This window comes from Corynebacterium sp. HMSC062E11 (assembly GCF_001811845.1).
Lineage (GTDB): Bacteria > Actinomycetota > Actinomycetes > Mycobacteriales > Mycobacteriaceae > Corynebacterium > Corynebacterium hesseae.
The window spans coordinates 101,830-123,393 of the sequence record NZ_KV806839.1; the positions used below are offsets into that span (position 1 = coordinate 101,830).

Consider the following 21,564-nt stretch of genomic DNA (forward strand, 5'->3'; position numbering starts at 1 on the left):
TTTAAGACGCAGCCGGAGGCTACTAAAGCACTCGTGAAGTACCGCGATGAGCATGGCTGTCTCTACCACGCCTGCACCCGCATCGGCACCAATGGCCTCGATTTGGGGCGTGGTTTCCGGTTCTGCGACGAGCATGCCCGCCACGCCAAGAAGATTCTTGACACGAAAAGGACAGCATGAACACACCAAACCAGATGCCGCAGCATTTGACCAGCATCACCCCGCACTTCCTGTACATGGAACCGCTGATTGAAGAGGCGGACGACGTGATGAACGCCTTCATGGACAGGGGCTATGAGCCTGAGATTGCGTGCACTCTCACGGATATCACCCTGTCGCGCTATGACGAGAAGGGGACGAAGTGAGACGCTACAACCCCACGGATAATGAGGACTGGGCCAAGTTTCGTCAAGGAAAGTTGACCTCGACGGAGCTGGCCCGCCTGCACTGTAGTAGGAATGCGGCGACGTGGCATGAGATACGCGACGCCAAGGAGAACGGCAGTAAGTTCCACGGCAACCAATGGACAGAGTGGGGTAGTGCCCGCGAACCGCTGTTGGCCCAGGTGCTGATTGACGAGGTGGATTCACGCCTCGTCTACAACGATGAGCCGCAAACCATCTTCCTCCCTGATGATGAGCGCCTGTCCTGCACCCCTGACCTCTATGCCGAAGACCTTGAGGTTATTGGGGAGATTAAGACCAGTACTGAGCCGTTTCAAGGTGGCCGCTGGCATGACTGGTGCCCGAATCAGTACTACGCACAGATTCAGGCGAACATGCACTATGTCGGGGCAGAAGCGTGCGCCCTGTTGGTTGAGGTGCATGACGATTTTGTGCCGGTGGCGCTAGACCACCGCACCATCCTCTACGACCCGAAGTTTGCCGCTGAGCTGATGGCCACCGCCGCTGAGTGGTTCGCATGGTTGGACGGCACCACCCCAGAGTGGATGGGCGAAATCACCTCACTCGATGAGGTAGATGACGTGACGTTCCTCGTCACCCGCTACGCCGAACTCACCGCCGAGGTAGACGACCTCAAAAAGCGTATTGATGCCCTGAAGGCCGAAATCCTAGAGCTAACCGGCGACTCACACACAGGTGATTACGGCGGCTACCACCTCACCGTCTCCACCACACAACCAAGCAAGGTGTTCGACTCTGCCGCGTTCCGCAAGGCACACGCAGACCTCTACAAGCAATACAAGACCAAAACCCGCGAAGGCTACACCCGCCTCACCATCAAGGAGAACTAATGCCCATCTGGGGAAAGCAACTACCCGAAGCAGACAGCGACACCCGACAAATGGCCGGAAACATGGCCTCCATGGTCTCCGCCTACATCGACGCCGGATTCACCCGCGAAGAAGCAATCCAAATCGTCACCACCATCGTGGTCGCACACATCAAAAAGGAGCAGTAACTATGAGCAACGAACTCGCTACCATCAATACCTCTGAGGATGGCCTCGACCTCCTCACCCGCCAAGCCGAAGCCATGGGCGCAGCCCACAAGCTTGCCACTGTCCTCTGCAATACGCAGATGGTGCCGCAAACCTTCCGGGGCAAGCCTGATGATGGTGCCGCCGCCATCCTCTACGGCGCAGAACTCGGGTTGAAGCCCCAGCAGGCTCTTCAGCAGGTGTTCGTGGTGCATGGCCAGCCTGCTATCTACGCCCGCACAATGGTCGCGTTGTTGAAGGCGAAGGGCTATAAGTTCCAGACCGTGGAGACCAGTGACGAGAAGGTCACTGTGCGTGGCACCTCACCGGCTGGTGAGACTGAGGAATCCACCTGGACTATTGAGCGCGCCAAGAAGGCGGGCTATACCAGCAACAAGAAGTATCAGACTGACCCGCAGGCCATGTTGTACGCCAAGGCCGCATCTGAGGTATCCCGCAAGCTCGCCCCGGATGTGCTGCTGGGTATCAAGTACGCCGCTGAAGACCTGGAACTGGAACCGGTGAAGATGACCGCTACTCGTGAGGATGTGCGTGCGAAGGCCGAGTCTGCGCCGGTGCCGGCGTTGACGAAGAAGCCGGTGCCGGAGGTTGTTGATGATGACCTCATCGCAGATGTGAAGGAAACGTTGGAGAGTTTCACCACCTCGGAGCAGGTGAATGACTTCGCCGCCAACCTCAAGCAATCAGGTGAAGTACCAGACGCTGTAATCGACTTGTGCCGCGCCCGCTGGGCTGAGCTGGAAGGGGAAAAGTAGATGATTGACACCATCACCATTACCGGCGGTTTGCCTCGTGACGCGGAACTGCGATTCACCAAGAGCGGTAAGGCCGTTGCCAGCTTCACGCTCGCCAGCTCGGATAACAGGTTCGACCAGGAACAGAACCAATGGGTGAAAACCCGCAGCATGTACCTAGATGTGACTATCTGGGATGAGACCAAGAACCAGAATCCGGTTCAGTGGGCGCACCTCGCCGCCGAGCTGAAGAAGGGCGACCAGGTTGCTGTCACCGGCAAGCTGATTACCAGCTCGTGGGAAACCAGGGAGGGGGAGAAGCGCAGCAAGGTTGAGCTTCTTGCCAGCAGCTTCTACAACCAGCCACGCGGCCAAGGCCAGCAGCAGCCTTCTTCGGCTCAGCAGCAGTGGAATCAGGCCGCATCCCAGGGGCAGACCGCTACGACGGGGGCGTGGGGTGACCCCGCACCCGTAGGCCAGCAAGGCGAACCTCCCTTTTAGGTGTCCGGCATGGATGCCGCCTACTACCAAGAAAAGCTGAAAGAGCTCGAAAGCAGGCTCCTCGCCTACGCCTACGACATCGACCACCTCAAGTACTACAGCAACACCGATCCAACCCCCGCAGAATTGCAAGACCTCGGGGCAGCAGACCTAGCCAAAGCAGCTGCGCACGTCATCGGCCTCATTAGACGAGGCGAGTATTGATGCCCTACCAGGAGATGACGGCGGCAGACCTACCCCGATTCAAGGTTTGCCGCATCGTCCTTGACCCCGACACGTATGACCCTCGATTGGTGCCTGACCGCCTGGTGTACGCCACCCAAGAAGGTGACTACGTGTACGGGGCGACCCGCGACGGGCGCTTCACCATCCCCGCAGACGCACCAGTCCTTATTGACCCCGAATCCTAAAAACCATGAACGTTAACTATTCACTCGACCATCATGCTTACCCGCCGCGCCGCGCCTACACAGATGACGCCGGTATTGACCTGGCGTTGAATCATCCGGCGATAATCCCAGCCTGGCAGCACCGCCTCTGCCACACCGGTGTGCACGTAGCAATCCCACGCGGGCATGTCGGCATGGTGTTCGTGCGCAGCTCAACGGGGATTAAGAAACACCTCGTTCTGAGCAACGGCACCGGCATCATCGACAGCGGCTACACGGGGGAAGTCATGTTGTCGCTGCACAACACCGGCAGGCACATGCAAACCATCCCCGAAGGGTATTACATCGCCCAACTCGTCATCCTCCCCATCCCAGAGGTACGGCTCAACCAAGTCGACGCTCTCGGCCACACAGAACGCGGCAACGCAGGTATCGGGAGCAGCGGCCAATGAACCCCTACTACCAAGACGATTACGTCACCCTCTACCACGCAGACTGTTTGCAGCATTTGGACATGCTCGACCAGGCGGATGTGATGGTCACAGACCCGCCTTATGGTGTGGACTATACGGGGTTTGGGGGAAGGCGAGGAGAGCCTAAGCGGAACAGTGGGAGAATCAGTATTAACGGTGATTCAAGCCTGCTAGTTCGAGATACGGTTCTTCAAGCGTGGAGCAAACCCGCAATAGTCTTCGGGAGTTGGAGGCAGCCGCGACCACTTAACACTAGGCACCGCCTCATTTGGTCTAAAGGGACTGACCCCGGCATGGGAGACCTAACGCTGCCGTGGGGAAACAGCGATGAAGAAATCTATGTCATAGGCAAAGGATTCATCGGTGTTCGTGGCCCCAATATTCTTATCTACCCGAAGCCGCCGTCTTCTAACCGCCCTGACCATCCAACGCCGAAGCCTGTGCCGTTGATGGAGAAGCTAATCATCGCGTGCCCCGAGCATTGGGTGATTGTTGACCCGTTTGCTGGCAGTGGTTCCACGTTGCGTGCCGCGAAGAACCTGGGCCGCAAAGCAATTGGGTTTGAGATTGAGGAAAAGTACTGCGAAATCACAGCCCAACGCTGCGCACAAGAAACCCTAGGAATCTTCCAATGACCACTCGCCAGCAGCGTGAGGACATGCGCGCATACCTCGAATCCCAAGACCTGTACTGCGCACAACCCACATTCCTCGACGCACTCATCCACCTATTCCAATCCATAGAGAAAGGAGGAGAAGACGATGCCGAAAGATAGTCGGCTGTATGCGAATATCACCCATGATTTCTTTGAATCCCCGAAGATTATGGTCCTGTCCGATAGGGCGAAATTGGGGCTTTTGGAGATGATTTTATGGTCGTGTCGGATGCAGACCGACGGGGTAATTGACCACCGTGTAGCAAGTGCTAAGCATTTGCTAGACGTTTGCCAGGAGTTGCTAGAAAACGACCCCGAAACACCGTCACTTGTGGAGCTTGAAAACGGTGATTTTCTAATCCATGACTTCACAGAACACCAGACAACAAGGGCTGAAATTGAGGAAATTAGGGAGAAAAGAAGGGCCGCAGGACGCGCCGGAGGACTAGCTAAAAGTAAGGCACACGCTGCGAAAAGTAGCAAACGCCTAGCAAGTGCTACAGCAAGTGCTAAGCACGGTGCTAAGCAAACCGCTAGCAAACCGTTAGCAAAAGGGGTAGCAAAATCTAGCAAGAAGAAGAATAAGAAGGGGGGAGGGGAACAGGCCGAAACCACCGCCAACGTAGCCCCTAAAACCGCCCCAACGGCCCCCACTTCTCTAGACGAGTTAGCGGCGGCTCACGCCGCCAGCCAACCCGACCCACGCCGCTGCCCTGACCACCAAGGCTTAGCACCCGGCACCGTCCCCAATTGCGGCCAATGCGCCGAAGCCCGCCGCGCCTATGACGAACGCCAAGAAGCCGCAGATGCTGAAGCTCGCGCCCGGCGCGCTGAAGAACGGCGCCGCGCAGACGAATGCCCCTACTGCGAAGGCGGGTGGGTAAAAGGCACCAACCCCGCCCAACGCTGCGACCACAAACCACCAAGAAAGCAACCACCATTTTGAGCAACACCATCACTTTCCGTGTAGACGGAGACCCGGCGCCCAAGGGTTCCAAACGGCACGTGGGTAACGGCAGGCTCATTGAATCCTCAAAGAAACTCCCCGCATGGATGCGAGCTGTAACCCAAGAAGCCGCCAAAAACAGGCCCAGCAGCCCCATAGACGGCCCCACAACCGTCCTCATGGACTTCTACCTACCCAAGCCGAAACGACCCCGCTATGACGCCCCTGCGGTCAAACCCGATGTGGACAAACTAGCCCGCGCCGTCCTCGACGCCCTCGAAGCCGCCGGCGTCCTCACCAACGACAGCCGCGTCACCAAACTCAGAGCCACCAAGCACTACGCCAACACCGCCACACCACCCGGCGCAGACATCACAATCACATGGAAGGAACAACAATGAACAACCCCGCAAAAATCGCTGAATGGGAGCCCCGCCCCGAACCCGACGAATGGGACCGCCTAGACAATCTGCAAACCCGCTACCCGTACTGGCAACCCATCGCCGCCATCAACCAAGACCGCATCTACGAGTTCGACATCGTTGCCGCGTTCTACGACCCCAAGGGTGACTGCTACTACGCCGCACGCACAAGCGGCTGCTCATGCCCCAGCCCTTGGGACGACGACGCCACCGACGTGAAAGGCCCTATGGGGAGCCGCCGTGAATGCCTCCAAGCATTCCGACAACTCGCAGAACAAGGCGACAAGTACATCGACTACGCCTACCCCGCGGCACAGGCCATCGACGCCACACAAAACATCTTGAACCACACCCCGGAGGCCCAGTAATGACCTTGCGTGAAAAATTCTCACAGTGGCTGGAGGAGGAGCCTTTTGACCTCATCATCCTGACCTGCACCATAGTCACGGTCATTCTGGTCACCTTCTTGGCCCTATCCGTCATCATGCTTGTCACAGTCATAGGGGGCGTGCAGTGACTGAGGACGACTACTGGGAGCGGGTGCGTGACATCCGCAAAGACGACCAGATTCTGTACGACGAGCGTTTCACCCCACCATCGGAGAACCCCAACAACTGGCGGCAGCGTGGCCCGATTGTGCTTGGCCCGCATGACGAGTTCCTGGTGACTAACGCGGTGCGCTACGCCCGTGGCCGCGCCACCTACACCGTCAAGGAAACCGTGGACTGGGTAATCAAACACTGGGACGACCTCAGCGACAACACCCGCCGTGTCATCGCCCGCGACGTGCGCGAAGAATGCCGCAACCGACGCGACACCTACCCCCAGCGCACCACCCTCACCCAAATCGACGACCCCGACTGGCAACGACTACTAACACACATCAAGGAGAGCAAATGACTAACCCAACCCGCCAAGAAATCATCGACGCTAACAGCGCGCTAGCTTCACTCGTATGCTTTGCACTCAGCAACACATCGGACCCTGACGAAAAAGACTGGATAAAAACTGAGGGCAGGGCGATTGCCGCCGTCCTCCCACCACGCCCACGCCCCACCATGGCCGAGGTGGAGTGGGACGATGATGTGCACTACCTCGCAGAAGCAGAGACCCCTGATCTGGTGGGAAAGGTCGTGATGCTCAGGAAAACGGAAAGCGGCCTCATTGAATTCACCATGACGACCTGTACGCCATTGACAAAGGGGTGCACGTGGCCGGAAAAACTCACCCCGACTGGCAAGCGCTACACCCTCACAGAGGTGCAGGAATGATTACCGGCGCACTCATCGGGGCCTCAATCCTCGGCGGGATAGCGCTCTTCTTTGCCCTCATAGACCACGAACCACCATTGAGGGCGATCGGCATGACCGTAGCACTAGGGGCAGTAGGGGCGGGCCTCGCGGCCATGCTCACCGCCATGGCCATCGACGATGCGAGACGGGCAGAGTGCCAAACCATGAACAGCCGACACGAAACGGAGAACACCAAATGAGTGTAAATCAAATGGATGCATACTACGCCACCTGCGACTGGCGTGGCTGTCCCACAACTCTCGAAAACCTCACCGAAAGAGACATACAACAAGCCCTGGTTTATGGCGGGTGGGAGATTGACGGCGCACTTTTCAACGGTGCACACACCTACTGCCCTGAACACGCCTGGGTAGATGGAGACACCAATGACTGACCTGAGTACTAAAAATCTTGAGCGTCTTGTAAAAGAGTGGCTGGAAACCCCGCCGAAGTTTCGGTGGACGTACAAGAACGGCCCAATCGACAGGCTTTATCAAGAGCACCCCAGCAAGCATGAAGAAATCTACGGGTTGCGGGCGGAAATGGAGCTTAGCCCCCTTGTAGCCCTCGGCCCCGAGATAGCCCAAGAGCTACTCATCCTCAGGGACGCGCTGGAGGACATTATCGACATTTGGCAGTACGCCAGTACTGACCCGAAGCGCACGCCGATAGAGCAGAACCTCGCCGCAAGGGTAGTAGAGCACATCAAAGAAGCACTAGGAGACCACGATGACTGACCTGAGTACCACCAACCTGAAACACCTACTGGCTGAGGCCACACCCGGCCCGTGGGATGCGCGGAGAGACTACAGCGAGACATACCATCTGTTCGACGCGGAGGACGAGTATTTGGGAATCATGCACGACCAGGACGCCCACCTCACCGCCCTGGCCCCGGAACTCGCTCAGGAAGTCATACGGATGAGGGAAGAGCTTATCGCCTGGGCTAACGACGAAGCCCAAGCGCACAACGCCCTAGTCAGGCGAGCGCAAGAAGCAGGCGGAGCGGGAATCGTAACCACCCATAAGACGATCTACAACCGAATCCGGGAAATCCTAGGAGACCATGATGGATAAAGACAAGCTTCACCGCGCCCTAGCGCACGTTGCCGCTGGTGCCGACAAAATGGCCCAAGCCGCACAGGTAATCCAAGAGGTCTACGCCCTGGGTGGTGCCAGCCAAGACGCAGCCAAAGCACTCGCAGACGCGGGCCTACTCACCCCAGACCCGCCCGAGCCGTGCATCTACCCGGACACGGGGGAGCACGAATGGCACCTGGACAACGGCTACGTGAGCCTGGAGGACGGCATTATTCATGTCATTCATGATGAGACCGATGAAGACTGGGAACCAACCGAGCTAGACCCTGACCCTGGTGAGCTCCGCTTCTCCAACACCACCAAGGGGCGTGAGACTGCCTACGCAATCCTCGCCGCCTGCGACCTAAAGGACACACAAGATGACTAATTTTGACCGTGCCGCGCAGGTCATTTACGACGAGGCCAGCAAAACGTGGGAGCGCGGGGAAATCCTCACAGCGGCAGGCGAAGCAGAGCGCCTCGCCAACGCCCTCGCAGACGCGGGACTCCTAGCGCCAGACCTCCCGGAGGCGAACGACGCGGGAATCATTGTGCCGGGTGGTAAGGGCTGGCTACCCCAAGGCCTCACAGGGCCGAGCGTATGGACGGCACCAGGCGGCAGAGTCATGGTGCAGCGCGTCGAACCCGGCGACCTCACCCCAGCGGAAGCCCGCTTCTTCGCCCTCGCTGTACTCGCAGCAGCCCAATATGCCAAGGGGGAAGCATGAGCATCAGCTATAGAGGCGGCACGATAGACGAATTCAAAGCCACCGACTCCGATATCCACATCGAAATGCTGCAAGACCAGCTGTATCACCTCAGCATCACCGGCTACCACGAAGCCGAATTCATCATCCACGGCACCATCCAGGAGACAGACGTATGAGACCCCACAGAATCAACGTCAGCCCACGCGGCATCACCCTCGACGGCCTCCCACTCCTACACAGTGACGAAGCCCCAACCGTGGAAATACTCCGCCCCAACATCCACCGCGTGCACCTCACCATCTACGCCGACCGCATCCAACTAGACGGCGACAACCACCACACTCCAGAGGCCACACCCATCTACGACCAACTGAAGGAGCAGGAATGAGCGAGACCAAAGAAGTCATCCGCATCGTCGGCAAAACCTACCTTCTCGCTGCCCTCATGATGCTGCCCACCGCCAACGGCATCCACCAAGCAACTCAAGGCCACATCGCACTATCCACCATCATGCTGGCATCCGGCCTCGTGGGGGCCATCATGACAAACCTCAACGTCAAAAAGGAGCTAGACCTATGACCACTCTCGCAGACATGACCCCCACGGAGCGTGCCGAATGTGTCGGTATGTGGGGCAACCATACATTTTGGGGCCAAGTGCTCATTTCAATCACTGACGGCGTGAAATTTCGCGGCGTAAATGTGGAGGTCATTCGCTTTATTGACGGGCGACCCGTGCGCGAATGGGCAAGCACGAGTGAAGTCACCCCGCGCCCCGATTTGCCTCGCGCCTGGGCACCGGATGGCACACCACCAGCAGGGGAATGGCAAACCGCAAAGACGAAAATAACTCTCAACGACAACACTAAGTACGACCCAGAACGCAACATCCTCACCGGCGATGCGGTAGCTGACCCCGACCATGAACCGCGCAGTAGCCACGACATCCGCCGCTGGGTAGGGGAATGGGAGACGGCATGAGCCGGTGGGCAGTAAGAAAACTTCACCCTCACGCCTGTATCCCCGACGGCACAGCCTGGGTAGCAGGAGAAGTTGGTAAATGGCAAAACACGGTACGCAGTTTCCGCACCTATGAAGAAGCTATGGCCTACGCCGACCAGCGCGCCCGCACAATCGAGGTCACACTGCCGCGTGTAGCCCCCCACCCCGATTACGGCTACCTCGTAGACCCCGATGACCCCTGGGTGTACTCATGGGACGGACGCTGGCACCTAGCACCTATCGGTGACTGGGACGGATACGCAGCCCTGCTATGCAACGACCGCGGAGAGTACAAGATTTGGTCCGACGAACTCCGGCCCCTCGCACTGGCCCTGCTTGCACTGGCCCGCCGAAAGGAGAAAGCATGAGACGCTGGAAGGTCTACAAAGACCGTGAGGATAGGTGGCTGCGGTGGATAGCCGTCCCCGCGCATGAAAACTGGTGGGAAAAGCCCCAAGGACTCCGTTTCCCCCAATGGGGCATGGCCATGCGCTACGCCGACCGAATGGCCCGCACAGCCAAACCCGAAACCTACAGGTTCACCACAGGCACCGAGCGGCTCACTAAAGCGCTAAGCGAACTCGGATACAGGCAAACGACCATCGAAGACCCCAGCGGCGCGGTCTGCGACCTCACCGCCACCAACAAACGAGAGTATGTCCACCTCATATCAGGCGGCGACACCTTTAACCTCGCACGACACGAATGGAAACCACTAGCGCACTTCCTACTCGACGCAGCCAAGTACCAGGAGGATCAATGAGCGTTGACGAGTTCCAACTCCGCGACCTAGCACGAGACCTTGCCGGACTATACGCCACCCTGGACGAACTCAAATGGACACCCAAACGCCAGGAGCAAGTGCGCAAGATGAAACCCAACTTCACCTCGCAAACCCCTGAACCTGACGGCGACTGGGCGCTCAACCTTCAAATTGAACTCATGCGAGACAGCCCCAACGACCGCATCCCCGGCGGACTACGAAGCATGGCATGCGACGCCCTCAACCACACCAGCGCAAGCGGATACGGCCACGAACACCGCCCCAGTGTTCTCTGCGCCTACATCTACCGCAACGCCTGGGAAATCAGCGAGAAGTTCCCAGCAGTAGACGAACTAGCAGAACTACTCAGCACACAGGCCACCTACCTCGCACGCGCCATCCGCAACAAACACGGCACAACCCCACACACCGAGCAGCGCCAAACCAGCGACTCAATCTGCTACCGACTCGCACAACAAGGCATCACCATCGACGCCACCAAACTCCGCCAATGGGCACGCTACGGCCACATCACCACCACCACACGCAAAGACGGAAGAAACCTCTACCTCATGTCCGAAGTCATAGCCCACGCCAGCAAGCCCGCCATATAGACACAACCACACGGCACACGGTACAATCGACGCGACGACAACTTATGCCCCGGAAACCCCGGGGTTCTCGTCGTTTTGGGGCGCACAGCATCTACAACTACGACCGCTAGATACAGGTTTGTTACACCCCGCGCCCCAAACCCACGTCTTACCGCCAACCCTCACCACTTTTTGACCGAGCTGAGGTTTTTCGAGCAACACCCGAGGGACGCAGGCCGCCGGCTCACGACCGGAGTAAGGCACAAGAACAAGGGAGGTGACTGTGACCCTCATCGTCATCACCGGACCACCAGCAGCAGGTAAAACCACCTACATAGCCGAGCACGCGAAGCCTGGCGACATTCGCATCGACCTTGACCACCTGGCCAACACCCTCGCAGGTGTCGATGTAGACAATCATGAGCACGCGGCGCACATCCTGGCCGTGGCGAAAGCAGCACGGAAAGCAGCCATCGACGCGGCCATCAAGCAGGGCTGCACAGCGTGGCTCATTCACACCAAGCCCAGCGCTAAGCAGCTCAACGACTACCGAGCCATGGGCGCGGTTATCCACACCATTGACCCAGGCAAAGACACCGTGATGAAACGCTGCAAGACCGAGCGGCCCAAAGCCTCACTGATTGCCGCCGCGAAATGGTACGACAACAAACCAGCAGCGAAGAAAAGCACACATGAGCGCGGCTACGGACACCAACACCAGCAACAACGCCGCAAACTCATGGCACAACTCAAAGACGGCACACCATGCCCAGAATGCGGCAAACCAATGTACAAAACCGCAGCCAAGAACTTCGACGGAGCAGCACTCGAAGCCGACCACGGACCAGGCAGCGCGCTCAAATACGCCCAGGACAAACAGCGCACGAAAGCCACGCGGCTGCTGCATCGCACCTGCAACCGCTCGGGTGGCGCATGGGACAGGCCAAAGAAGAAGCCCACAGGCGGAGAAACCACAGGTCAAGGCTTCGTCTGGGCATGACCAACTTAATGAAACCCGCCACCAATAATCTTAGACGGGTTGGCCGGCTGACTCCGCCCCGTCTGCCCTTGAGTCAGCCCGTCTCTCTCCCCACGTAACGCCGGATTTTTCGGGTCTGTGTGCGTGTCTGACGGCCTAACAGAGAGTGAGGTAAGGAATGACTCTTGAGGATTTAGAGAAGGGCTTAGCGGACGGCAGGGAACTGTCGGAGTTCGACGCTCGTGCGGTCGCCATTGTGGCCCAGTTGATTGGTCGTGTGCGCGAGGCCCGCGAGATTATCGCTGCTGAGGGGCCTTTGGCAGCAAAGGAGTCGGGGGAGCCTATCGAGCACCCGGCGGTGAAGGTGGAGCGGATGGCCTCAGCTGAGATTCGGGGTTGGGTGAAGGAGCGACCTGACCTGTTTGGGCAGCGCTCTGGCTCGTCGGGGGCTGATTTAGCCTCGAAGGCGGATAAGTTCGGCGGTTTCAAGCTCGTGAAGTAGTTAGTGGAGGTGTCTGGTGGCTAAGCCTGCGTGGTTGATTGGGTGTCAGACACCGACTCGTCAGCATGTGCCGGTTGGTGACGCTGAATTTGCTAATAAGGCTTGCGAGTTTGTCCGTTGGGCTGGTCTCAGCTTGTACCCGTGGCAGGAGAACCTGCTGCATGATGCTTTATTGCAGACTGATGATGGCATGTGGGCTTCGCGTGAGGTCGTGGTGTCCCTGGCCCGCCAGAACGGCAAGGGCGAGGTGCTTGTAGCCCTGGAGCTGGTGGCTATTTACCTGTGTGGTGCGGAGCGCATCATGCATTCGGCGCACTTCCTAGATACGGCGATGGATGCACGTGACCGCCTGTGGGATGTCATTGAGGCGAATCCTGCGCTCATGGAGTGGTGGGAGGATGAGTACCCGGGCGAGTACCCGAAGCCGGTGCTTGGTAATGGCAAGGACGCTATCAAGTTCCCGAATAAGGCGAAGATTTACTATCGCACGCGTACTAAGAAGACCGGTCGTGGTTTGTCGTTTGACTGGCTGATTTTTGATGAGTGCTTTGACCTCCCGAATGAGGTTTATGCGGCGATGAATAACACGACGAAGGCGCGGCCGAATGCGCAGAAGGTGTTCATTTCGTCGCCGGTGAACATTCGTGAACATTTTCATGGTGCGATTTTCTCTGCGAAGCGTTGGGCTGCGTTGGATGGTGTGGACGGCATGCTGTTTAAGGAGTGGTGTCGTGAAGATGGGGACGATCCGTTTGAGCAGTCGACGTGGGTGAAGGCTAATCCGTCGTTGGTGGATGAGCCACGCCCTGGTGTGCAGTTGGATGAGGTTCGTGCCGAGGCTGCTTCGGCGCGGACGTCGGAGGCACTTCTTGAGCCGTTCCTGGTGGAGACGTTGGGCCAGGGTGAGTGGGTGCCTCGTGATGGGGACGTGGTTGATGACTTTGTCCCCGTCGTTGATTTTGAGGATTGGTCTGCTGCGTCGGCGTTGATGCCGTCGTCGTTGGGGGAGTCGTGTTTGGCGGTGGATGTGGCCCCGGATGGTGAGTCTGTGGGCGTTGTGTCTGCTGCGCAGTGGGGAGACAAGGTGTTTCTGTCGCTGGCTCCGTATGAGGAGTTTGACCGGGCGCTGGTGGTTGAGAAGGTCGCTAGCACGGTGAAGCTGAATGACCCGTCGGCGGTGGTGTTGGACCCGTCGGGCCAGTGCTCAACGCTTGTGGAGCCTTTGCGGGGTATCGGGGTTGCCCCGGAGACATTGAGCGGTTCGCAGGTTTCGAAAGCATATGAGTTGTTTCTCCGCATGTGGGCGGAGAAACGGATTGCGCATGATGGTTCGCAGCGGTGGTTGGATGCGTTGGGGGCGGCGCAGGAGAGGTCGAAGAATGGCCGGTATCGCAGTCTTGACCGGTATTCCGGTGACGTCACCGTCCTGGTCGCCGCGTCGCTTGCGGTGTGGGGACTGCAAGAGTTCGGTATCGGCAATGTTGAGGTTGAGGTGAAGCGCACCCGTCATTATGTGAGCTCGGCGCGTGCTGTGAAGAAGCAGCGTCGTGTGTCTGAGATGAGTTTCTAAGGAGGTGGCCCCTGTGGCTGGTTTGAACGTGCGCGAGGTAGGCCATGCAAGGGCCACCCGTAATTTTGCGCTCGCGGAGGACAATTGGGGGCTGCGGTTCCCACACTCGGCGAAAGTGTTCGCGAAGATGGGGCGCGAGGACGCTCAGGTCACGTCAGTGCTGCGTGCCGTAACGTTGCCGATTCGGCGCGCTACGTGGTTTGTGGAGCCTAATGGTGCGCCGGATGAGATTGTCGCCGCGGTGTGTGAGGATTTGCGGCTTAGGGCGAAGGGTGAGGACCCGAATAAGCCGTTCGCGCCGCGCACCGGCAGGGTGTCGTGGGAGAAACACCTAGAGCAAGCGCTGAAGGCTTTGCAGTTTGGGCACATGTTCTTTGAGCAGGTCTATGAGCCTGGTCTGGATGGACGTGAGCGTCTGGTGAAGCTGGCGCCGCGGTGGCCGGGGACGATTGACCAGATCAATGTTGATGATGATGGTGGCCTGGCGTCGATTCGTCAGACGCCGCTGGCATCTCGTTCCCGGGTGGATGAGGCGCGTGTCATTCCGGTGGACCGGCTCGTGGCCTATGTCTTCGATGATGAGGGTTCGCAGTGGACGGGTAAGTCGGTGCTGCGCCCCGCGTACAAGCACTGGAAGCTGCGGGACTCGCTGCTGCGTCTTGAGCTGAACACCCTGGACCGTAACGGCATGGGGGTACCTGTGTATACCGGCTCGGATGTGGCGATTGACCCGGATAAAGACCTTGAAGATGGTCAGGCCGTTGTTGAGGGATTTCGCGCTGGTGAGCATTCTGGGGCGTCGATTCCGTTTGGTGCAAAGCTGCAGCTTTTGGGCACCTCGGGGCAGTTGGTTAGCCCGCGTGAGGCGATTAACTACCACGACAGCATGATTGCCAAGTCGGTGCTGGCGCACTTCCTGAACCTTGAGGGCAAGGGCGGCAGTTATGCCCTGGCGGAAACCCAGTCAGACCTGTTTATCCAGTCGTTGCAGACCACAGCGGAGTGGCTCGCGGATGTGGCTACCCAGCACATTGTGGAGGACTTGGTGCGGGTTGCGTTCCCTGAGCACACCGGCCTAGTGCCGCGTATCGCGTTCGATCCGATTGCGTCGAAGAAGGAAATCAGCGCCGCTGACCTCGCGGGGCTGAAGAATGCCGGCCTGATTCTTGGTGACAAAGACCTTGAGGAAGACCTGCGTCGCCGGTACACGCTGCCGCCGAAGCAGAAGCTAACCGATGCACTTGAGTCGAAGAAGCAGCGGCAGCAGTTGGAGGAGCAGATAGGCGTCACGCTTTCGAGTGATGCCGATACGGCTACGAGTAGTGAGGAAGGAGGCCCGGTATGAGCGAGATTCTTTTGTATGGGCCGATTGGGCCGGATTTTTGGGAGCCTGAGAATGCGATTACTGCGAAGTCGGTGATGGCTCAACTCTCCGAAATCTCCGGCGACGTGACGGTACGCATTTCATCTGGTGGTGGTGATGTCTATGAAGGCATTGACATCATGCAGGCCTTGAAGAACCACGATGGTGAGGTCACTGTGATTGTGGAATCACTGGCTGCGTCTGCCGCGTCGTTCATCGCGGTGGGCGGTGCTGACCGTGTGCTGATGCGGGAGTCGTCGGAATTGATGATCCATCGTGCGTGGACTTTGGCTGAGGGTAATGCGGATGAGGTTCGCAAGACACTGTCTGACCTTGAGCGTCAGGACAATAAGCTGGCCGCTATCTACGCGGCGAAAGCCGGCGGTGAGATTCAGGACTGGTTGGACGCGATGAGCGCGGAGACCTGGTACACCGCCGAGGAGGCTGTAGCCGCCGGGTTGGCGGATGGGATTGTGGCTGAGAAGTCGAAGGTTCCGGCCCCGTCGGCGTCGTTGGCGAAACGTCGTTTCAAGTTCGCTAACCGGGCTGCGGCTCCGCCGCCGCCTATTTCCCGGTCGGTATCGGGGGACGAAACTACTACGCCCAGTGATGGGCAGGAAGGGGATACTGTGAGTATCTTGAATCAGCTTGCCCAGGAGTTGGGCAAGAAGCCGGAGGACGTGCAGCGCGCACTCTCCGGCTTTTTTAATGAAGAGGTTACCGTGACCGCCACTGTTGACCTTGCATACCCGGAGGACGCGACTGTCGTCCCAACCGGCGCGGTTGAGGTCGCCCCAGTGGGTGAGGTGCCCGCCGGTGTCGCGTTTGAGCTGACCAGCACCCCGGACGGTTGGACTGGTGAGGTCACTGAGGACACGGGTGTTCTCAAGGTCACCGCGCCAGCCAACGTGGAGCCGGACACCACCGTGGAGTTCACCGTCACCGCTAACGGTGGGGATGCCCCGGTGGAGCTGACCGTACCGGTCACGGTGAAGGCCGCAGCTGAGCCTGAGGAGGACACCCCAGCTGAGTCCACCCCGGCCCCGACTGTGCCGGCGGATGACACCGTCACCCTTGACTCTGAGACCTACGCCGAGCTTAAGGCCGCTGCGCAGCACGGCTGGAAGGCGATGGAGCAGCAGAAGGAAGCCGACCTTATTGCTGAGGTCGACGGCTGGATTAAGGAAGGCCGCATCTCCGCCGCCCGCCGCACCAAGGCGATTGCTGCGATGAAGCGCGACCCCGAAGCAGCCCGCGACATCTACGGCTCTAACCCCGCTGGCACCATCCCACGTGCGGAAATTGGCTACGGCAAGGACACCGAGCAGGAGCCGTCGAAGAACCTGTCCGCGAAGGCCGACAAGGTCGGCTTTCTTTCCCGCAAGAACTTTCACTAAGGAGAAGTCATGTCGAATCCCACTTTCCGCTCCGGCCCGATTAGCTACAAGGCCGAGGAAGACGTCACCAAGTTCCGACTCGTGCAGGTCGGGGAGAACGGTGTGAAGCACGCCACCGCTGCCGGCCCCGTGTTTGGTGCCGTCACTGAGAACGCGTTCGCGCCGAAGGAAGAGCAGCCAGTTAACACCCTCGCGCTGGACGCGCCGGGCATCGTCGCCGTCCACATTGGCCCCGCCACCGTTCCGCTTGAGGTTGATGGTGACGCCACCGCGATTAAGCAGGGCGCGCCGGTGTACGCCGCCGCTGATGGCAAGGTGTCCGCCACTGGCTCCCTGCTTGTTGGTGTTGCTGCCCGCCCTGGCGCTGGCAAGACCATCAAGACCACCCTTGTCACCCCGGTTGTTGCCCCGGCAGCAGCGGGCTAACCCAACAATTTTTTGAGAAGGAGAATTAAGAATGAGTGAGCTCATTACTAGCGCCTACGACGGCCCGAAGCTGACCGTCTCCGAGATGCTGGAAGACCCGACGTTCATCCCCCAGCGCGTCATTGATGGTCTTCAGGGACAGTTCCTGGAAGACCTGTTCTTCCGCCAGGCAGAAGACAACAAGGGCGTCGTGGCTTTCCATGAAGCCGCTGGCCTGTACCTTGCCGACGATGCTGAGGAAATCGCCGAGTTTGGTGAGATTCCGGTGTCCTCCCCAGAGTTTGGTGCTCTGCGTGCCGCCTACGGCATTAAGACCGGTGAGGCTATCCGCATCTCGTATGAAATGAAGAACGAGAACAAGGTCGACAAGGTTAATCGCCATATTCAGGCGCTGGAAAAGACAGTCATCCGCCACGGTATTAGCGCGGTCCTTGGGGTGTTTGAGGCAGCGAAGATTCCGTCCCTTCAGGCGTCTGCGCCGTGGACAGGTGGCGACCCATCAAAGGATGCTTTTGATGCGATTGAGCTGGTGCAGTCCGCTCACGAGGACGGTAATACTGACCGCCAGTTCGATTACGAGCCGAACACGATTCTGCTGCACCCAGCTTCTTATACGAAGATGATTCGTAATGAGCAGATTCAGAAGTACTACATCGGTGACGCCGCTCTGGATAACCCGGTGTTCCTTGACCAGAATGGTGATTCCATCTTTGGTGGCCTGCGTTCCACTGAGCTGTTTGGCACGCTGCGTGTGGCTACTTCGCGTTTGATTGAGGCTGGCACCGCGTACATCTTTGAGGCGCAGGGCGTTGGCTTCAAGTCGGATACGATGCCGCTGACCGCGACGCCGCTGTACTCCGAGGGTGGCCAGTCTGAGCTTGGTGGCCCGACGATGTCGTGGCGCTCTGACCTTGTTCGCAAGCGTGCTATCGCGGTGGACAATCCGAAGGCTGTCGTCAAGCTGACGGGTATCGCCTAATGGTCAAGGTCACGTTGGCGAAGTATTGGAGCCCGGAGGATGTTGTGCATCCCCCGGGTTCTGTCGTTGAGGTGGATGAGGAGACCGCACGGTGGCTTAAGGCTTGTGGTGCGCTGGTTGATTCGTCTGCGAAGCCAGCGGCGAAGAATCCTGAACCGAAGCCTAAGCCCACGCCAGAGGCGAAGCCGGAGCCTAAGGCTGCTGAGCCTGCCGGTTCGGTGGAGCGTCCGGCTCGTGCCGCGTCGATTGATGATTGGCGTAAGTACGCCGAGTCCCTGGGGATTGTCACTAAGGGCTTGTCGAAGAAGGACATCATCGCCGCAACCCAATAGTGAGGGAGGTGCAGCATGCTTGAGATTAGTGCCGAGTATGTGGCCGAGCGTCTTCCCCAGTCGTTGACTGGTGAGGAGATGAAGCGCCTAGGCGTGTTCATTGAGGACGCCATTGACCTCATTGAGGTTGAGTTCATGCGCTGTGGCCGTGACTTTGACCAGGAGCTGGAAACGGTGCCGTGGTTGGGGTCTGTGGCGCGGCGCGTGATTCGTGAAATGGCGTCTGCGGCGATTCTCGTTGGCCCTAATGCTGGCGTGCGGTCGGTGTCTTCCACCACTGGACAGGAGTCGGACAGTATCACCTATGCCGATGTGGACAGCGTGAGTTTCGGCGGTGTGCGCCTGACTGATGCGCAGCGTGCCCAGCTTGGCCTGTGTATGCCGGGTGGTGCTCGTGGATGCTTCCCGCCGCCCAGACGCTGGCCGGAGGTGTACGCGTGGCCGAAACGATAATCGTTCATGGTGCCGCTGGTGGTGTGGATGATGATGGGTACCCCGTGGCCGGCGGGCCTGACCGTGAGGTCATGGTGAAGTCGGTTCAGCCGTTGTCGTTGTCTGAGATGTCGGATGAGGATAAGCAGGGCACGAAAGACATTCTGCGTGTGTGGGCACCGGCTGGTACTGAGGTCGCTGATGGTGATGAGGTCACTGTTCGCGGTAAGCGCTACCAGGTGCGTATCACCGCGTGGGATTGGTCTAAGCATCGTCGCCCTGTGTACCGGCGGCATCGCCCATCAATGGTTTTCGATTGTGTGAGGGGTGAGGGCTAATGGCTAAGGTTGGTAAACCTCAGCTGAATATCCCGGATGAGTGGTACAAGAAGAATCTTTCTGCTTTGGCCCCTCAGCTCGCGTCGAAGGCGCAGGCGGTTGCTGGTGCGGTTGAGGGTGATGTTCCGGTGACGGTGACGATGAAGACTGACCGTAATGGCCGGCCTGTCGCGCTGGTGACGTTGGCGCATGCGAAGGGCCTGGCGATGCAAGCTAAGCATGGCACGTTGACGCGTGCTGCTGCGTCGCAGGGTCTGGATGTGCACCGCTACAGCCAGAGGTGAGTGGCGTGGATTTCTTCATTCAGCGGAATGCTCCGGAGGTCATTCGCCGCGCTTTGCGCGGTGTGGTGGCGAAGCCGATGAGGGTTGTCGCGACTATCCCGCAAGGGTGGTCGGTTGATGATGGCCCGGTGGTGACGGTGTCGAGTGATGGTTCGCCTCGCTCGGGTCGTGCTACATCGACTGAGAATGTTCGTGTCAACGTGTACGGCAAATATGAGCCAGAGGTTCGGCGGGTTGCCGCTGAGATTGAGGCCTGGCTTCTCAACCCCCACAGTGTTGGGGGTTTTCGCATATCTCCCGGCCCATTCCTCGTTGTGAAGGATGAGGACGTTAAGGGCTGGGTTGCTGCGGTCACGGTGGTGGCCGCGTCTACTAAGAAAGGATTTAGAGGATGACTTCCCCTAACACTGGCCAGGGCACTCAGACCCTGGAAACGGATCGCGCCCGGATGATTGATGTCTGGAAGGACGCCGAGGTGTACTGGTCCACCGAAAAGGACCCGAAGATCGGCTTTGACGGGTCATTCGACCCGAAGGTCTGGTCTTTCGTTGGCCTTCTGAATGATGGTTCCGCTATCACTCAGGAGCCAGAGGTAGACCGCACTGAAATCAACTCGTTTGGCGGCGTGCTGCAGCTGCTGAACAACAAGTTCAAGAAGGACGTTCGTGGTTTCGACGCCCTCGAAATGAACGACGTTACTTTCCCGCTGCTGTGGCCTGGCTCTGATTTCAAGGAGGGCAAGCCGGGTGTCCTGATGGCGCCGGAGAACCCCGCTGAGGGTTTCATCGCGTTCAAGACCACCAATAGCTTTGGTGATGTCTACATTGACGTGTCTCGTCGTAAGGCGCTCGTCTACTCCGAGAACGGTAATGAGCGAAACGATGATGGTGCTTCGGTTATCAGCTTCAAGGCTGAGATTCGTAAGGACCAGTACGGCGCGCTGTACGACTACCTGCGCCTGAAGGGTGACGATACCCCGGATGAGCTGCCGGAGGTCATTCGCTTCTCCGAGAAGAAGAACGCCACTGGCGACGCTGCGGAGGAGGCTCCTTCTCGCGGCGCTGACACTGAGGCTAGCGCTACTCAGTAATGCGATGGGGTAGGGGAGATTTTTGGCAGACCGCCCCTACCCCTCAACCCAATTGGTCTGCCCATTTTTCTTATTCAACAATTTCAATGTGAAAGGGTCTGCCATGACTACTCGCAAGAAGAAAACCGACGACGCTATCGACCCGAAGGACGCCACTGGGGCGCAGGCTGAGGTCATCGAAGAAACCACCGGCGAAGCGGATGAGGTGGTGGAGTACCCTACGTTCACCATCGAGGTCAACGGTGAAGATATCGAGATTGAGGACCGGTGGACTCGTGAAGCCGCGCCCGCTGGAATGATGTTCGTGTTCCATGAGCGCTATGCCCAGAAGTACATTCCGAGTGTGTTGGAGCAGCTCATTGGTGAGGACCAGGTGTTTAAGCTGATGGACCTTGGCCTGTCGGTTGATGAGTTCCGTGACGTGTTTTCGGCGTGGGGTGAGCGCCGCCAGGGAAAATAGAGCTTCTGTACCTCATTGCTCAGCATGAGGAGTTGGTAGAGGTCGATTTTCAGCGCTTCTACCACCTGGATTACCGGGATTTCTACCGTGAGGACGGGGGAGCTTCACGTATGACTCTGCGGCGGTTGTTGATTCTTGCGGAGAATTTGCCGCCGGAGTCGCTGTTTCATTCCATGATTTCTGACCGGCCTCCGGTGAGTGAAGTGTCATCGGTATTGATGGATATTTGGTCAAGTTTGAACGGTCAGAAGCATCCGCGTTGGGAGCAGTTGAAGCGTGAGCGTCGCGCCAAGGAGCGTGAGCTTGCGATGGAGCGGGCGCGTGAGAAGGCCCGAAAGTTTAACGCCGCCAGGTAAGCCCTGTGCGGCCTTTTTTGATGGAGGTGTTAGCCC

At 58.5% G+C, this 21,564-nt stretch carries 44 protein-coding genes; all 44 read left to right on the top strand.

What is annotated here, in order from left to right; all coding sequences use genetic code 11:
• The first annotated feature begins 33 nt into the window (after nucleotides 1–33).
• Nucleotides 34–180: a hypothetical protein gene (locus tag HMPREF2822_RS13400; RefSeq protein ID WP_158014598.1), complete on the top strand. Its 147-nt coding sequence runs from the start codon at nucleotides 34–36 to the stop codon at nucleotides 178–180.
• Nucleotides 177–365 carry a hypothetical protein gene (locus HMPREF2822_RS12210; protein WP_070525020.1) on the top strand — a complete coding sequence of 63 codons (189 nt, stop codon included), beginning with the start codon at nucleotides 177–179 and terminating at the stop codon, nucleotides 363–365. Before HMPREF2822_RS13400 ends, HMPREF2822_RS12210 begins: the two co-directional genes overlap by 4 nt.
• Nucleotides 362–1,255 carry a YqaJ viral recombinase family protein gene (locus HMPREF2822_RS12215; RefSeq protein WP_070525022.1) on the top strand — a complete coding sequence of 298 codons (894 nt, stop codon included), beginning with the start codon at nucleotides 362–364 and terminating at the stop codon, nucleotides 1,253–1,255. The genes HMPREF2822_RS12210 and HMPREF2822_RS12215 overlap by 4 nt, the downstream gene beginning before the upstream one ends.
• On the top strand, nucleotides 1,255–1,422 hold the full coding sequence (locus HMPREF2822_RS13405) for a hypothetical protein (RefSeq protein ID WP_158014599.1): 168 nt from the start codon (nucleotides 1,255–1,257) through the stop codon (nucleotides 1,420–1,422). Before HMPREF2822_RS12215 ends, HMPREF2822_RS13405 begins: the two co-directional genes overlap by 1 nt.
• Nucleotides 1,423–1,424: 2 nt before the next feature.
• Entirely contained in the window at nucleotides 1,425–2,216 is a 792-nt protein-coding gene (locus HMPREF2822_RS12220) for a hypothetical protein (protein ID WP_070525024.1), read from the top strand.
• On the top strand, nucleotides 2,217–2,696 hold the full coding sequence (gene ssb, locus HMPREF2822_RS12225) for a single-stranded DNA-binding protein (protein ID WP_070525026.1): 480 nt from the start codon (nucleotides 2,217–2,219) through the stop codon (nucleotides 2,694–2,696). It abuts the gene before it with no gap.
• The gene (locus HMPREF2822_RS12230) at nucleotides 2,697–2,900 is read left to right on the top strand and encodes a hypothetical protein (protein ID WP_070525028.1); all 204 of its coding nucleotides are present in this window, start codon (nucleotides 2,697–2,699) and stop codon (nucleotides 2,898–2,900) included.
• Nucleotides 2,900–3,106: a hypothetical protein gene (locus tag HMPREF2822_RS12235; RefSeq protein ID WP_070525030.1), complete on the top strand. Its 207-nt coding sequence runs from the start codon at nucleotides 2,900–2,902 to the stop codon at nucleotides 3,104–3,106. The genes HMPREF2822_RS12230 and HMPREF2822_RS12235 overlap by 1 nt, the downstream gene beginning before the upstream one ends.
• 5 nt (nucleotides 3,107–3,111) lie before the next feature.
• Nucleotides 3,112–3,537 (top strand): dUTP diphosphatase, encoded by a 426-nt coding sequence (dut, locus tag HMPREF2822_RS12240; protein ID WP_070525032.1) that lies wholly within the window; start codon nucleotides 3,112–3,114, stop codon nucleotides 3,535–3,537.
• Nucleotides 3,538–3,851: 314 nt separating this feature from the next.
• A complete protein-coding gene (locus tag HMPREF2822_RS13780) occupies nucleotides 3,852–4,193 on the top strand; it encodes a DNA methyltransferase (protein ID WP_232755715.1) in 342 nt (113 codons plus the stop codon).
• Nucleotides 4,190–4,333 carry a hypothetical protein gene (locus HMPREF2822_RS13410; RefSeq protein WP_158014601.1) on the top strand — a complete coding sequence of 48 codons (144 nt, stop codon included), beginning with the start codon at nucleotides 4,190–4,192 and terminating at the stop codon, nucleotides 4,331–4,333. The genes HMPREF2822_RS13780 and HMPREF2822_RS13410 overlap by 4 nt, the downstream gene beginning before the upstream one ends.
• The gene (locus HMPREF2822_RS13415; RefSeq protein ID WP_158014602.1) at nucleotides 4,320–5,159 is read left to right on the top strand and encodes a hypothetical protein; all 840 of its coding nucleotides are present in this window, start codon (nucleotides 4,320–4,322) and stop codon (nucleotides 5,157–5,159) included. The genes HMPREF2822_RS13410 and HMPREF2822_RS13415 overlap by 14 nt, the downstream gene beginning before the upstream one ends.
• Nucleotides 5,156–5,560 carry a RusA family crossover junction endodeoxyribonuclease gene (locus tag HMPREF2822_RS13145; protein WP_158014603.1) on the top strand — a complete coding sequence of 135 codons (405 nt, stop codon included), beginning with the start codon at nucleotides 5,156–5,158 and terminating at the stop codon, nucleotides 5,558–5,560. The genes HMPREF2822_RS13415 and HMPREF2822_RS13145 overlap by 4 nt, the downstream gene beginning before the upstream one ends.
• Complete coding sequence (locus tag HMPREF2822_RS12255) at nucleotides 5,557–5,949, top strand: DUF7574 domain-containing protein (RefSeq protein ID WP_070525039.1); 393 nt, start codon at nucleotides 5,557–5,559, stop codon at nucleotides 5,947–5,949. The genes HMPREF2822_RS13145 and HMPREF2822_RS12255 overlap by 4 nt, the downstream gene beginning before the upstream one ends.
• Entirely contained in the window at nucleotides 5,949–6,098 is a 150-nt protein-coding gene (locus HMPREF2822_RS13420) for a hypothetical protein (protein WP_158014604.1), read from the top strand. Before HMPREF2822_RS12255 ends, HMPREF2822_RS13420 begins: the two co-directional genes overlap by 1 nt.
• Nucleotides 6,095–6,481, top strand: coding sequence for a hypothetical protein (locus tag HMPREF2822_RS12260; protein ID WP_070525041.1), 387 nt, complete (start codon nucleotides 6,095–6,097; stop codon nucleotides 6,479–6,481). The genes HMPREF2822_RS13420 and HMPREF2822_RS12260 overlap by 4 nt, the downstream gene beginning before the upstream one ends.
• On the top strand, nucleotides 6,478–6,852 hold the full coding sequence (locus HMPREF2822_RS12265) for a hypothetical protein (protein ID WP_070525043.1): 375 nt from the start codon (nucleotides 6,478–6,480) through the stop codon (nucleotides 6,850–6,852). Before HMPREF2822_RS12260 ends, HMPREF2822_RS12265 begins: the two co-directional genes overlap by 4 nt.
• Nucleotides 6,853–6,944: 92 nt before the next feature.
• A complete protein-coding gene (locus HMPREF2822_RS13810; protein ID WP_255362919.1) occupies nucleotides 6,945–7,073 on the top strand; it encodes a hypothetical protein in 129 nt (42 codons plus the stop codon).
• A gap of 186 nt (nucleotides 7,074–7,259) precedes the next feature.
• On the top strand, nucleotides 7,260–7,610 hold the full coding sequence (locus HMPREF2822_RS12275; RefSeq protein WP_070525047.1) for a hypothetical protein: 351 nt from the start codon (nucleotides 7,260–7,262) through the stop codon (nucleotides 7,608–7,610).
• Complete coding sequence (locus HMPREF2822_RS12280) at nucleotides 7,603–7,950, top strand: hypothetical protein (protein ID WP_070525050.1); 348 nt, start codon at nucleotides 7,603–7,605, stop codon at nucleotides 7,948–7,950. The genes HMPREF2822_RS12275 and HMPREF2822_RS12280 overlap by 8 nt, the downstream gene beginning before the upstream one ends.
• Entirely contained in the window at nucleotides 7,940–8,341 is a 402-nt protein-coding gene (locus HMPREF2822_RS12285; protein WP_232755716.1) for a hypothetical protein, read from the top strand. The genes HMPREF2822_RS12280 and HMPREF2822_RS12285 overlap by 11 nt, the downstream gene beginning before the upstream one ends.
• Nucleotides 8,334–8,681, top strand: a complete 348-nt coding sequence (locus HMPREF2822_RS12290) for a hypothetical protein (protein WP_070525055.1) — start codon at nucleotides 8,334–8,336, stop codon at nucleotides 8,679–8,681. Before HMPREF2822_RS12285 ends, HMPREF2822_RS12290 begins: the two co-directional genes overlap by 8 nt.
• Entirely contained in the window at nucleotides 8,678–8,839 is a 162-nt protein-coding gene (locus HMPREF2822_RS13425) for a hypothetical protein (RefSeq protein WP_158014605.1), read from the top strand. Before HMPREF2822_RS12290 ends, HMPREF2822_RS13425 begins: the two co-directional genes overlap by 4 nt.
• Nucleotides 8,836–9,051 (top strand): hypothetical protein, encoded by a 216-nt coding sequence (locus HMPREF2822_RS12295; protein WP_070525057.1) that lies wholly within the window; start codon nucleotides 8,836–8,838, stop codon nucleotides 9,049–9,051. The genes HMPREF2822_RS13425 and HMPREF2822_RS12295 overlap by 4 nt, the downstream gene beginning before the upstream one ends.
• Nucleotides 9,048–9,242 (top strand): hypothetical protein, encoded by a 195-nt coding sequence (locus HMPREF2822_RS12300; protein WP_070525059.1) that lies wholly within the window; start codon nucleotides 9,048–9,050, stop codon nucleotides 9,240–9,242. The genes HMPREF2822_RS12295 and HMPREF2822_RS12300 overlap by 4 nt, the downstream gene beginning before the upstream one ends.
• Complete coding sequence (locus HMPREF2822_RS12305; protein WP_070525061.1) at nucleotides 9,239–9,643, top strand: hypothetical protein; 405 nt, start codon at nucleotides 9,239–9,241, stop codon at nucleotides 9,641–9,643. Before HMPREF2822_RS12300 ends, HMPREF2822_RS12305 begins: the two co-directional genes overlap by 4 nt.
• Nucleotides 9,640–10,032: a hypothetical protein gene (locus HMPREF2822_RS12310; protein WP_158014606.1), complete on the top strand. Its 393-nt coding sequence runs from the start codon at nucleotides 9,640–9,642 to the stop codon at nucleotides 10,030–10,032. The genes HMPREF2822_RS12305 and HMPREF2822_RS12310 overlap by 4 nt, the downstream gene beginning before the upstream one ends.
• Nucleotides 10,029–10,427, top strand: coding sequence for a hypothetical protein (locus tag HMPREF2822_RS12315; RefSeq protein WP_070525065.1), 399 nt, complete (start codon nucleotides 10,029–10,031; stop codon nucleotides 10,425–10,427). Before HMPREF2822_RS12310 ends, HMPREF2822_RS12315 begins: the two co-directional genes overlap by 4 nt.
• Complete coding sequence (locus tag HMPREF2822_RS12320) at nucleotides 10,424–11,041, top strand: hypothetical protein (RefSeq protein ID WP_070525067.1); 618 nt, start codon at nucleotides 10,424–10,426, stop codon at nucleotides 11,039–11,041. Before HMPREF2822_RS12315 ends, HMPREF2822_RS12320 begins: the two co-directional genes overlap by 4 nt.
• A 262-nt stretch (nucleotides 11,042–11,303) precedes the next feature.
• Nucleotides 11,304–12,020 (top strand): AAA family ATPase, encoded by a 717-nt coding sequence (locus HMPREF2822_RS12325; protein ID WP_070525069.1) that lies wholly within the window; start codon nucleotides 11,304–11,306, stop codon nucleotides 12,018–12,020.
• A 157-nt stretch (nucleotides 12,021–12,177) separates the two neighbouring features.
• Nucleotides 12,178–12,501, top strand: coding sequence for a P27 family phage terminase small subunit (locus HMPREF2822_RS12330; protein WP_070525071.1), 324 nt, complete (start codon nucleotides 12,178–12,180; stop codon nucleotides 12,499–12,501).
• Between the two features lie 172 nt (nucleotides 12,502–12,673).
• Nucleotides 12,674–14,071, top strand: coding sequence for a hypothetical protein (locus HMPREF2822_RS12335; RefSeq protein ID WP_158014607.1), 1,398 nt, complete (start codon nucleotides 12,674–12,676; stop codon nucleotides 14,069–14,071).
• Nucleotides 14,072–14,084: 13 nt separating this feature from the next.
• Nucleotides 14,085–15,416, top strand: coding sequence for a phage portal protein family protein (locus HMPREF2822_RS12340; protein WP_070525075.1), 1,332 nt, complete (start codon nucleotides 14,085–14,087; stop codon nucleotides 15,414–15,416).
• Nucleotides 15,413–16,831, top strand: coding sequence for a head maturation protease, ClpP-related (locus HMPREF2822_RS12345; RefSeq protein ID WP_070525077.1), 1,419 nt, complete (start codon nucleotides 15,413–15,415; stop codon nucleotides 16,829–16,831). Before HMPREF2822_RS12340 ends, HMPREF2822_RS12345 begins: the two co-directional genes overlap by 4 nt.
• Before the next feature lie 9 nt (nucleotides 16,832–16,840).
• Nucleotides 16,841–17,257 carry a hypothetical protein gene (locus HMPREF2822_RS12350; protein ID WP_070525079.1) on the top strand — a complete coding sequence of 139 codons (417 nt, stop codon included), beginning with the start codon at nucleotides 16,841–16,843 and terminating at the stop codon, nucleotides 17,255–17,257.
• Between the two features lie 31 nt (nucleotides 17,258–17,288).
• Complete coding sequence (locus tag HMPREF2822_RS12355) at nucleotides 17,289–18,236, top strand: phage major capsid protein (RefSeq protein ID WP_070525081.1); 948 nt, start codon at nucleotides 17,289–17,291, stop codon at nucleotides 18,234–18,236.
• The gene (locus HMPREF2822_RS13595) at nucleotides 18,236–18,568 is read left to right on the top strand and encodes a DUF7302 family protein (RefSeq protein ID WP_070525083.1); all 333 of its coding nucleotides are present in this window, start codon (nucleotides 18,236–18,238) and stop codon (nucleotides 18,566–18,568) included. Before HMPREF2822_RS12355 ends, HMPREF2822_RS13595 begins: the two co-directional genes overlap by 1 nt.
• 15 nt (nucleotides 18,569–18,583) lie before the next feature.
• Nucleotides 18,584–19,021: a Gp19/Gp15/Gp42 family protein gene (locus HMPREF2822_RS12365; RefSeq protein WP_070525085.1), complete on the top strand. Its 438-nt coding sequence runs from the start codon at nucleotides 18,584–18,586 to the stop codon at nucleotides 19,019–19,021.
• Nucleotides 19,006–19,338, top strand: a complete 333-nt coding sequence (locus HMPREF2822_RS12370; protein ID WP_232755717.1) for a hypothetical protein — start codon at nucleotides 19,006–19,008, stop codon at nucleotides 19,336–19,338. Before HMPREF2822_RS12365 ends, HMPREF2822_RS12370 begins: the two co-directional genes overlap by 16 nt.
• Nucleotides 19,338–19,622, top strand: coding sequence for a hypothetical protein (locus HMPREF2822_RS12375; RefSeq protein ID WP_070525089.1), 285 nt, complete (start codon nucleotides 19,338–19,340; stop codon nucleotides 19,620–19,622). Before HMPREF2822_RS12370 ends, HMPREF2822_RS12375 begins: the two co-directional genes overlap by 1 nt.
• Before the next feature lie 5 nt (nucleotides 19,623–19,627).
• On the top strand, nucleotides 19,628–20,017 hold the full coding sequence (locus HMPREF2822_RS12380) for a hypothetical protein (RefSeq protein WP_070525091.1): 390 nt from the start codon (nucleotides 19,628–19,630) through the stop codon (nucleotides 20,015–20,017).
• Entirely contained in the window at nucleotides 20,014–20,712 is a 699-nt protein-coding gene (locus HMPREF2822_RS12385) for a hypothetical protein (RefSeq protein WP_070525093.1), read from the top strand. The genes HMPREF2822_RS12380 and HMPREF2822_RS12385 overlap by 4 nt, the downstream gene beginning before the upstream one ends.
• Before the next feature lie 103 nt (nucleotides 20,713–20,815).
• Nucleotides 20,816–21,172 carry a hypothetical protein gene (locus tag HMPREF2822_RS12390; RefSeq protein ID WP_070525096.1) on the top strand — a complete coding sequence of 119 codons (357 nt, stop codon included), beginning with the start codon at nucleotides 20,816–20,818 and terminating at the stop codon, nucleotides 21,170–21,172.
• 32 nt (nucleotides 21,173–21,204) lie between these two features.
• Nucleotides 21,205–21,528 (top strand): hypothetical protein, encoded by a 324-nt coding sequence (locus HMPREF2822_RS12395; RefSeq protein WP_070525098.1) that lies wholly within the window; start codon nucleotides 21,205–21,207, stop codon nucleotides 21,526–21,528.
• The last annotated feature ends 36 nt before the right edge of the window (nucleotides 21,529–21,564 follow it).

Coding starts and splice junctions, on each gene's coding strand:
- HMPREF2822_RS12210 (WP_070525020.1), top strand. CDS start 177: ATGAACACACCAAACCAGATGCCGCAGCATTTGACCAGCATCACCCCG.
- HMPREF2822_RS13405 (WP_158014599.1), top strand. CDS start 1,255: ATGCCCATCTGGGGAAAGCAACTACCCGAAGCAGACAGCGACACCCGA.
- HMPREF2822_RS12220 (WP_070525024.1), top strand. CDS start 1,425: ATGAGCAACGAACTCGCTACCATCAATACCTCTGAGGATGGCCTCGAC.
- ssb (WP_070525026.1), top strand. CDS start 2,217: ATGATTGACACCATCACCATTACCGGCGGTTTGCCTCGTGACGCGGAA.
- HMPREF2822_RS12235 (WP_070525030.1), top strand. CDS start 2,900: ATGCCCTACCAGGAGATGACGGCGGCAGACCTACCCCGATTCAAGGTT.
- dut (WP_070525032.1), top strand. CDS start 3,112: ATGAACGTTAACTATTCACTCGACCATCATGCTTACCCGCCGCGCCGC.
- HMPREF2822_RS13780 (WP_232755715.1), top strand. CDS start 3,852: ATGGGAGACCTAACGCTGCCGTGGGGAAACAGCGATGAAGAAATCTAT.
- HMPREF2822_RS13410 (WP_158014601.1), top strand. CDS start 4,190: ATGACCACTCGCCAGCAGCGTGAGGACATGCGCGCATACCTCGAATCC.
- HMPREF2822_RS13415 (WP_158014602.1), top strand. CDS start 4,320: ATGCCGAAAGATAGTCGGCTGTATGCGAATATCACCCATGATTTCTTT.
- HMPREF2822_RS12255 (WP_070525039.1), top strand. CDS start 5,557: ATGAACAACCCCGCAAAAATCGCTGAATGGGAGCCCCGCCCCGAACCC.
- HMPREF2822_RS13420 (WP_158014604.1), top strand. CDS start 5,949: ATGACCTTGCGTGAAAAATTCTCACAGTGGCTGGAGGAGGAGCCTTTT.
- HMPREF2822_RS12265 (WP_070525043.1), top strand. CDS start 6,478: ATGACTAACCCAACCCGCCAAGAAATCATCGACGCTAACAGCGCGCTA.
- HMPREF2822_RS13810 (WP_255362919.1), top strand. CDS start 6,945: ATGACCGTAGCACTAGGGGCAGTAGGGGCGGGCCTCGCGGCCATGCTC.
- HMPREF2822_RS12275 (WP_070525047.1), top strand. CDS start 7,260: ATGACTGACCTGAGTACTAAAAATCTTGAGCGTCTTGTAAAAGAGTGG.
- HMPREF2822_RS12280 (WP_070525050.1), top strand. CDS start 7,603: ATGACTGACCTGAGTACCACCAACCTGAAACACCTACTGGCTGAGGCC.
- HMPREF2822_RS12285 (WP_232755716.1), top strand. CDS start 7,940: ATGATGGATAAAGACAAGCTTCACCGCGCCCTAGCGCACGTTGCCGCT.
- HMPREF2822_RS12290 (WP_070525055.1), top strand. CDS start 8,334: ATGACTAATTTTGACCGTGCCGCGCAGGTCATTTACGACGAGGCCAGC.
- HMPREF2822_RS13425 (WP_158014605.1), top strand. CDS start 8,678: ATGAGCATCAGCTATAGAGGCGGCACGATAGACGAATTCAAAGCCACC.
- HMPREF2822_RS12295 (WP_070525057.1), top strand. CDS start 8,836: ATGAGACCCCACAGAATCAACGTCAGCCCACGCGGCATCACCCTCGAC.
- HMPREF2822_RS12300 (WP_070525059.1), top strand. CDS start 9,048: ATGAGCGAGACCAAAGAAGTCATCCGCATCGTCGGCAAAACCTACCTT.
- HMPREF2822_RS12305 (WP_070525061.1), top strand. CDS start 9,239: ATGACCACTCTCGCAGACATGACCCCCACGGAGCGTGCCGAATGTGTC.
- HMPREF2822_RS12310 (WP_158014606.1), top strand. CDS start 9,640: ATGAGCCGGTGGGCAGTAAGAAAACTTCACCCTCACGCCTGTATCCCC.
- HMPREF2822_RS12315 (WP_070525065.1), top strand. CDS start 10,029: ATGAGACGCTGGAAGGTCTACAAAGACCGTGAGGATAGGTGGCTGCGG.
- HMPREF2822_RS12320 (WP_070525067.1), top strand. CDS start 10,424: ATGAGCGTTGACGAGTTCCAACTCCGCGACCTAGCACGAGACCTTGCC.
- HMPREF2822_RS12330 (WP_070525071.1), top strand. CDS start 12,178: ATGACTCTTGAGGATTTAGAGAAGGGCTTAGCGGACGGCAGGGAACTG.
- HMPREF2822_RS12345 (WP_070525077.1), top strand. CDS start 15,413: ATGAGCGAGATTCTTTTGTATGGGCCGATTGGGCCGGATTTTTGGGAG.
- HMPREF2822_RS12350 (WP_070525079.1), top strand. CDS start 16,841: ATGTCGAATCCCACTTTCCGCTCCGGCCCGATTAGCTACAAGGCCGAG.
- HMPREF2822_RS12355 (WP_070525081.1), top strand. CDS start 17,289: ATGAGTGAGCTCATTACTAGCGCCTACGACGGCCCGAAGCTGACCGTC.
- HMPREF2822_RS13595 (WP_070525083.1), top strand. CDS start 18,236: ATGGTCAAGGTCACGTTGGCGAAGTATTGGAGCCCGGAGGATGTTGTG.
- HMPREF2822_RS12365 (WP_070525085.1), top strand. CDS start 18,584: ATGCTTGAGATTAGTGCCGAGTATGTGGCCGAGCGTCTTCCCCAGTCG.
- HMPREF2822_RS12375 (WP_070525089.1), top strand. CDS start 19,338: ATGGCTAAGGTTGGTAAACCTCAGCTGAATATCCCGGATGAGTGGTAC.
- HMPREF2822_RS12385 (WP_070525093.1), top strand. CDS start 20,014: ATGACTTCCCCTAACACTGGCCAGGGCACTCAGACCCTGGAAACGGAT.
- HMPREF2822_RS12390 (WP_070525096.1), top strand. CDS start 20,816: ATGACTACTCGCAAGAAGAAAACCGACGACGCTATCGACCCGAAGGAC.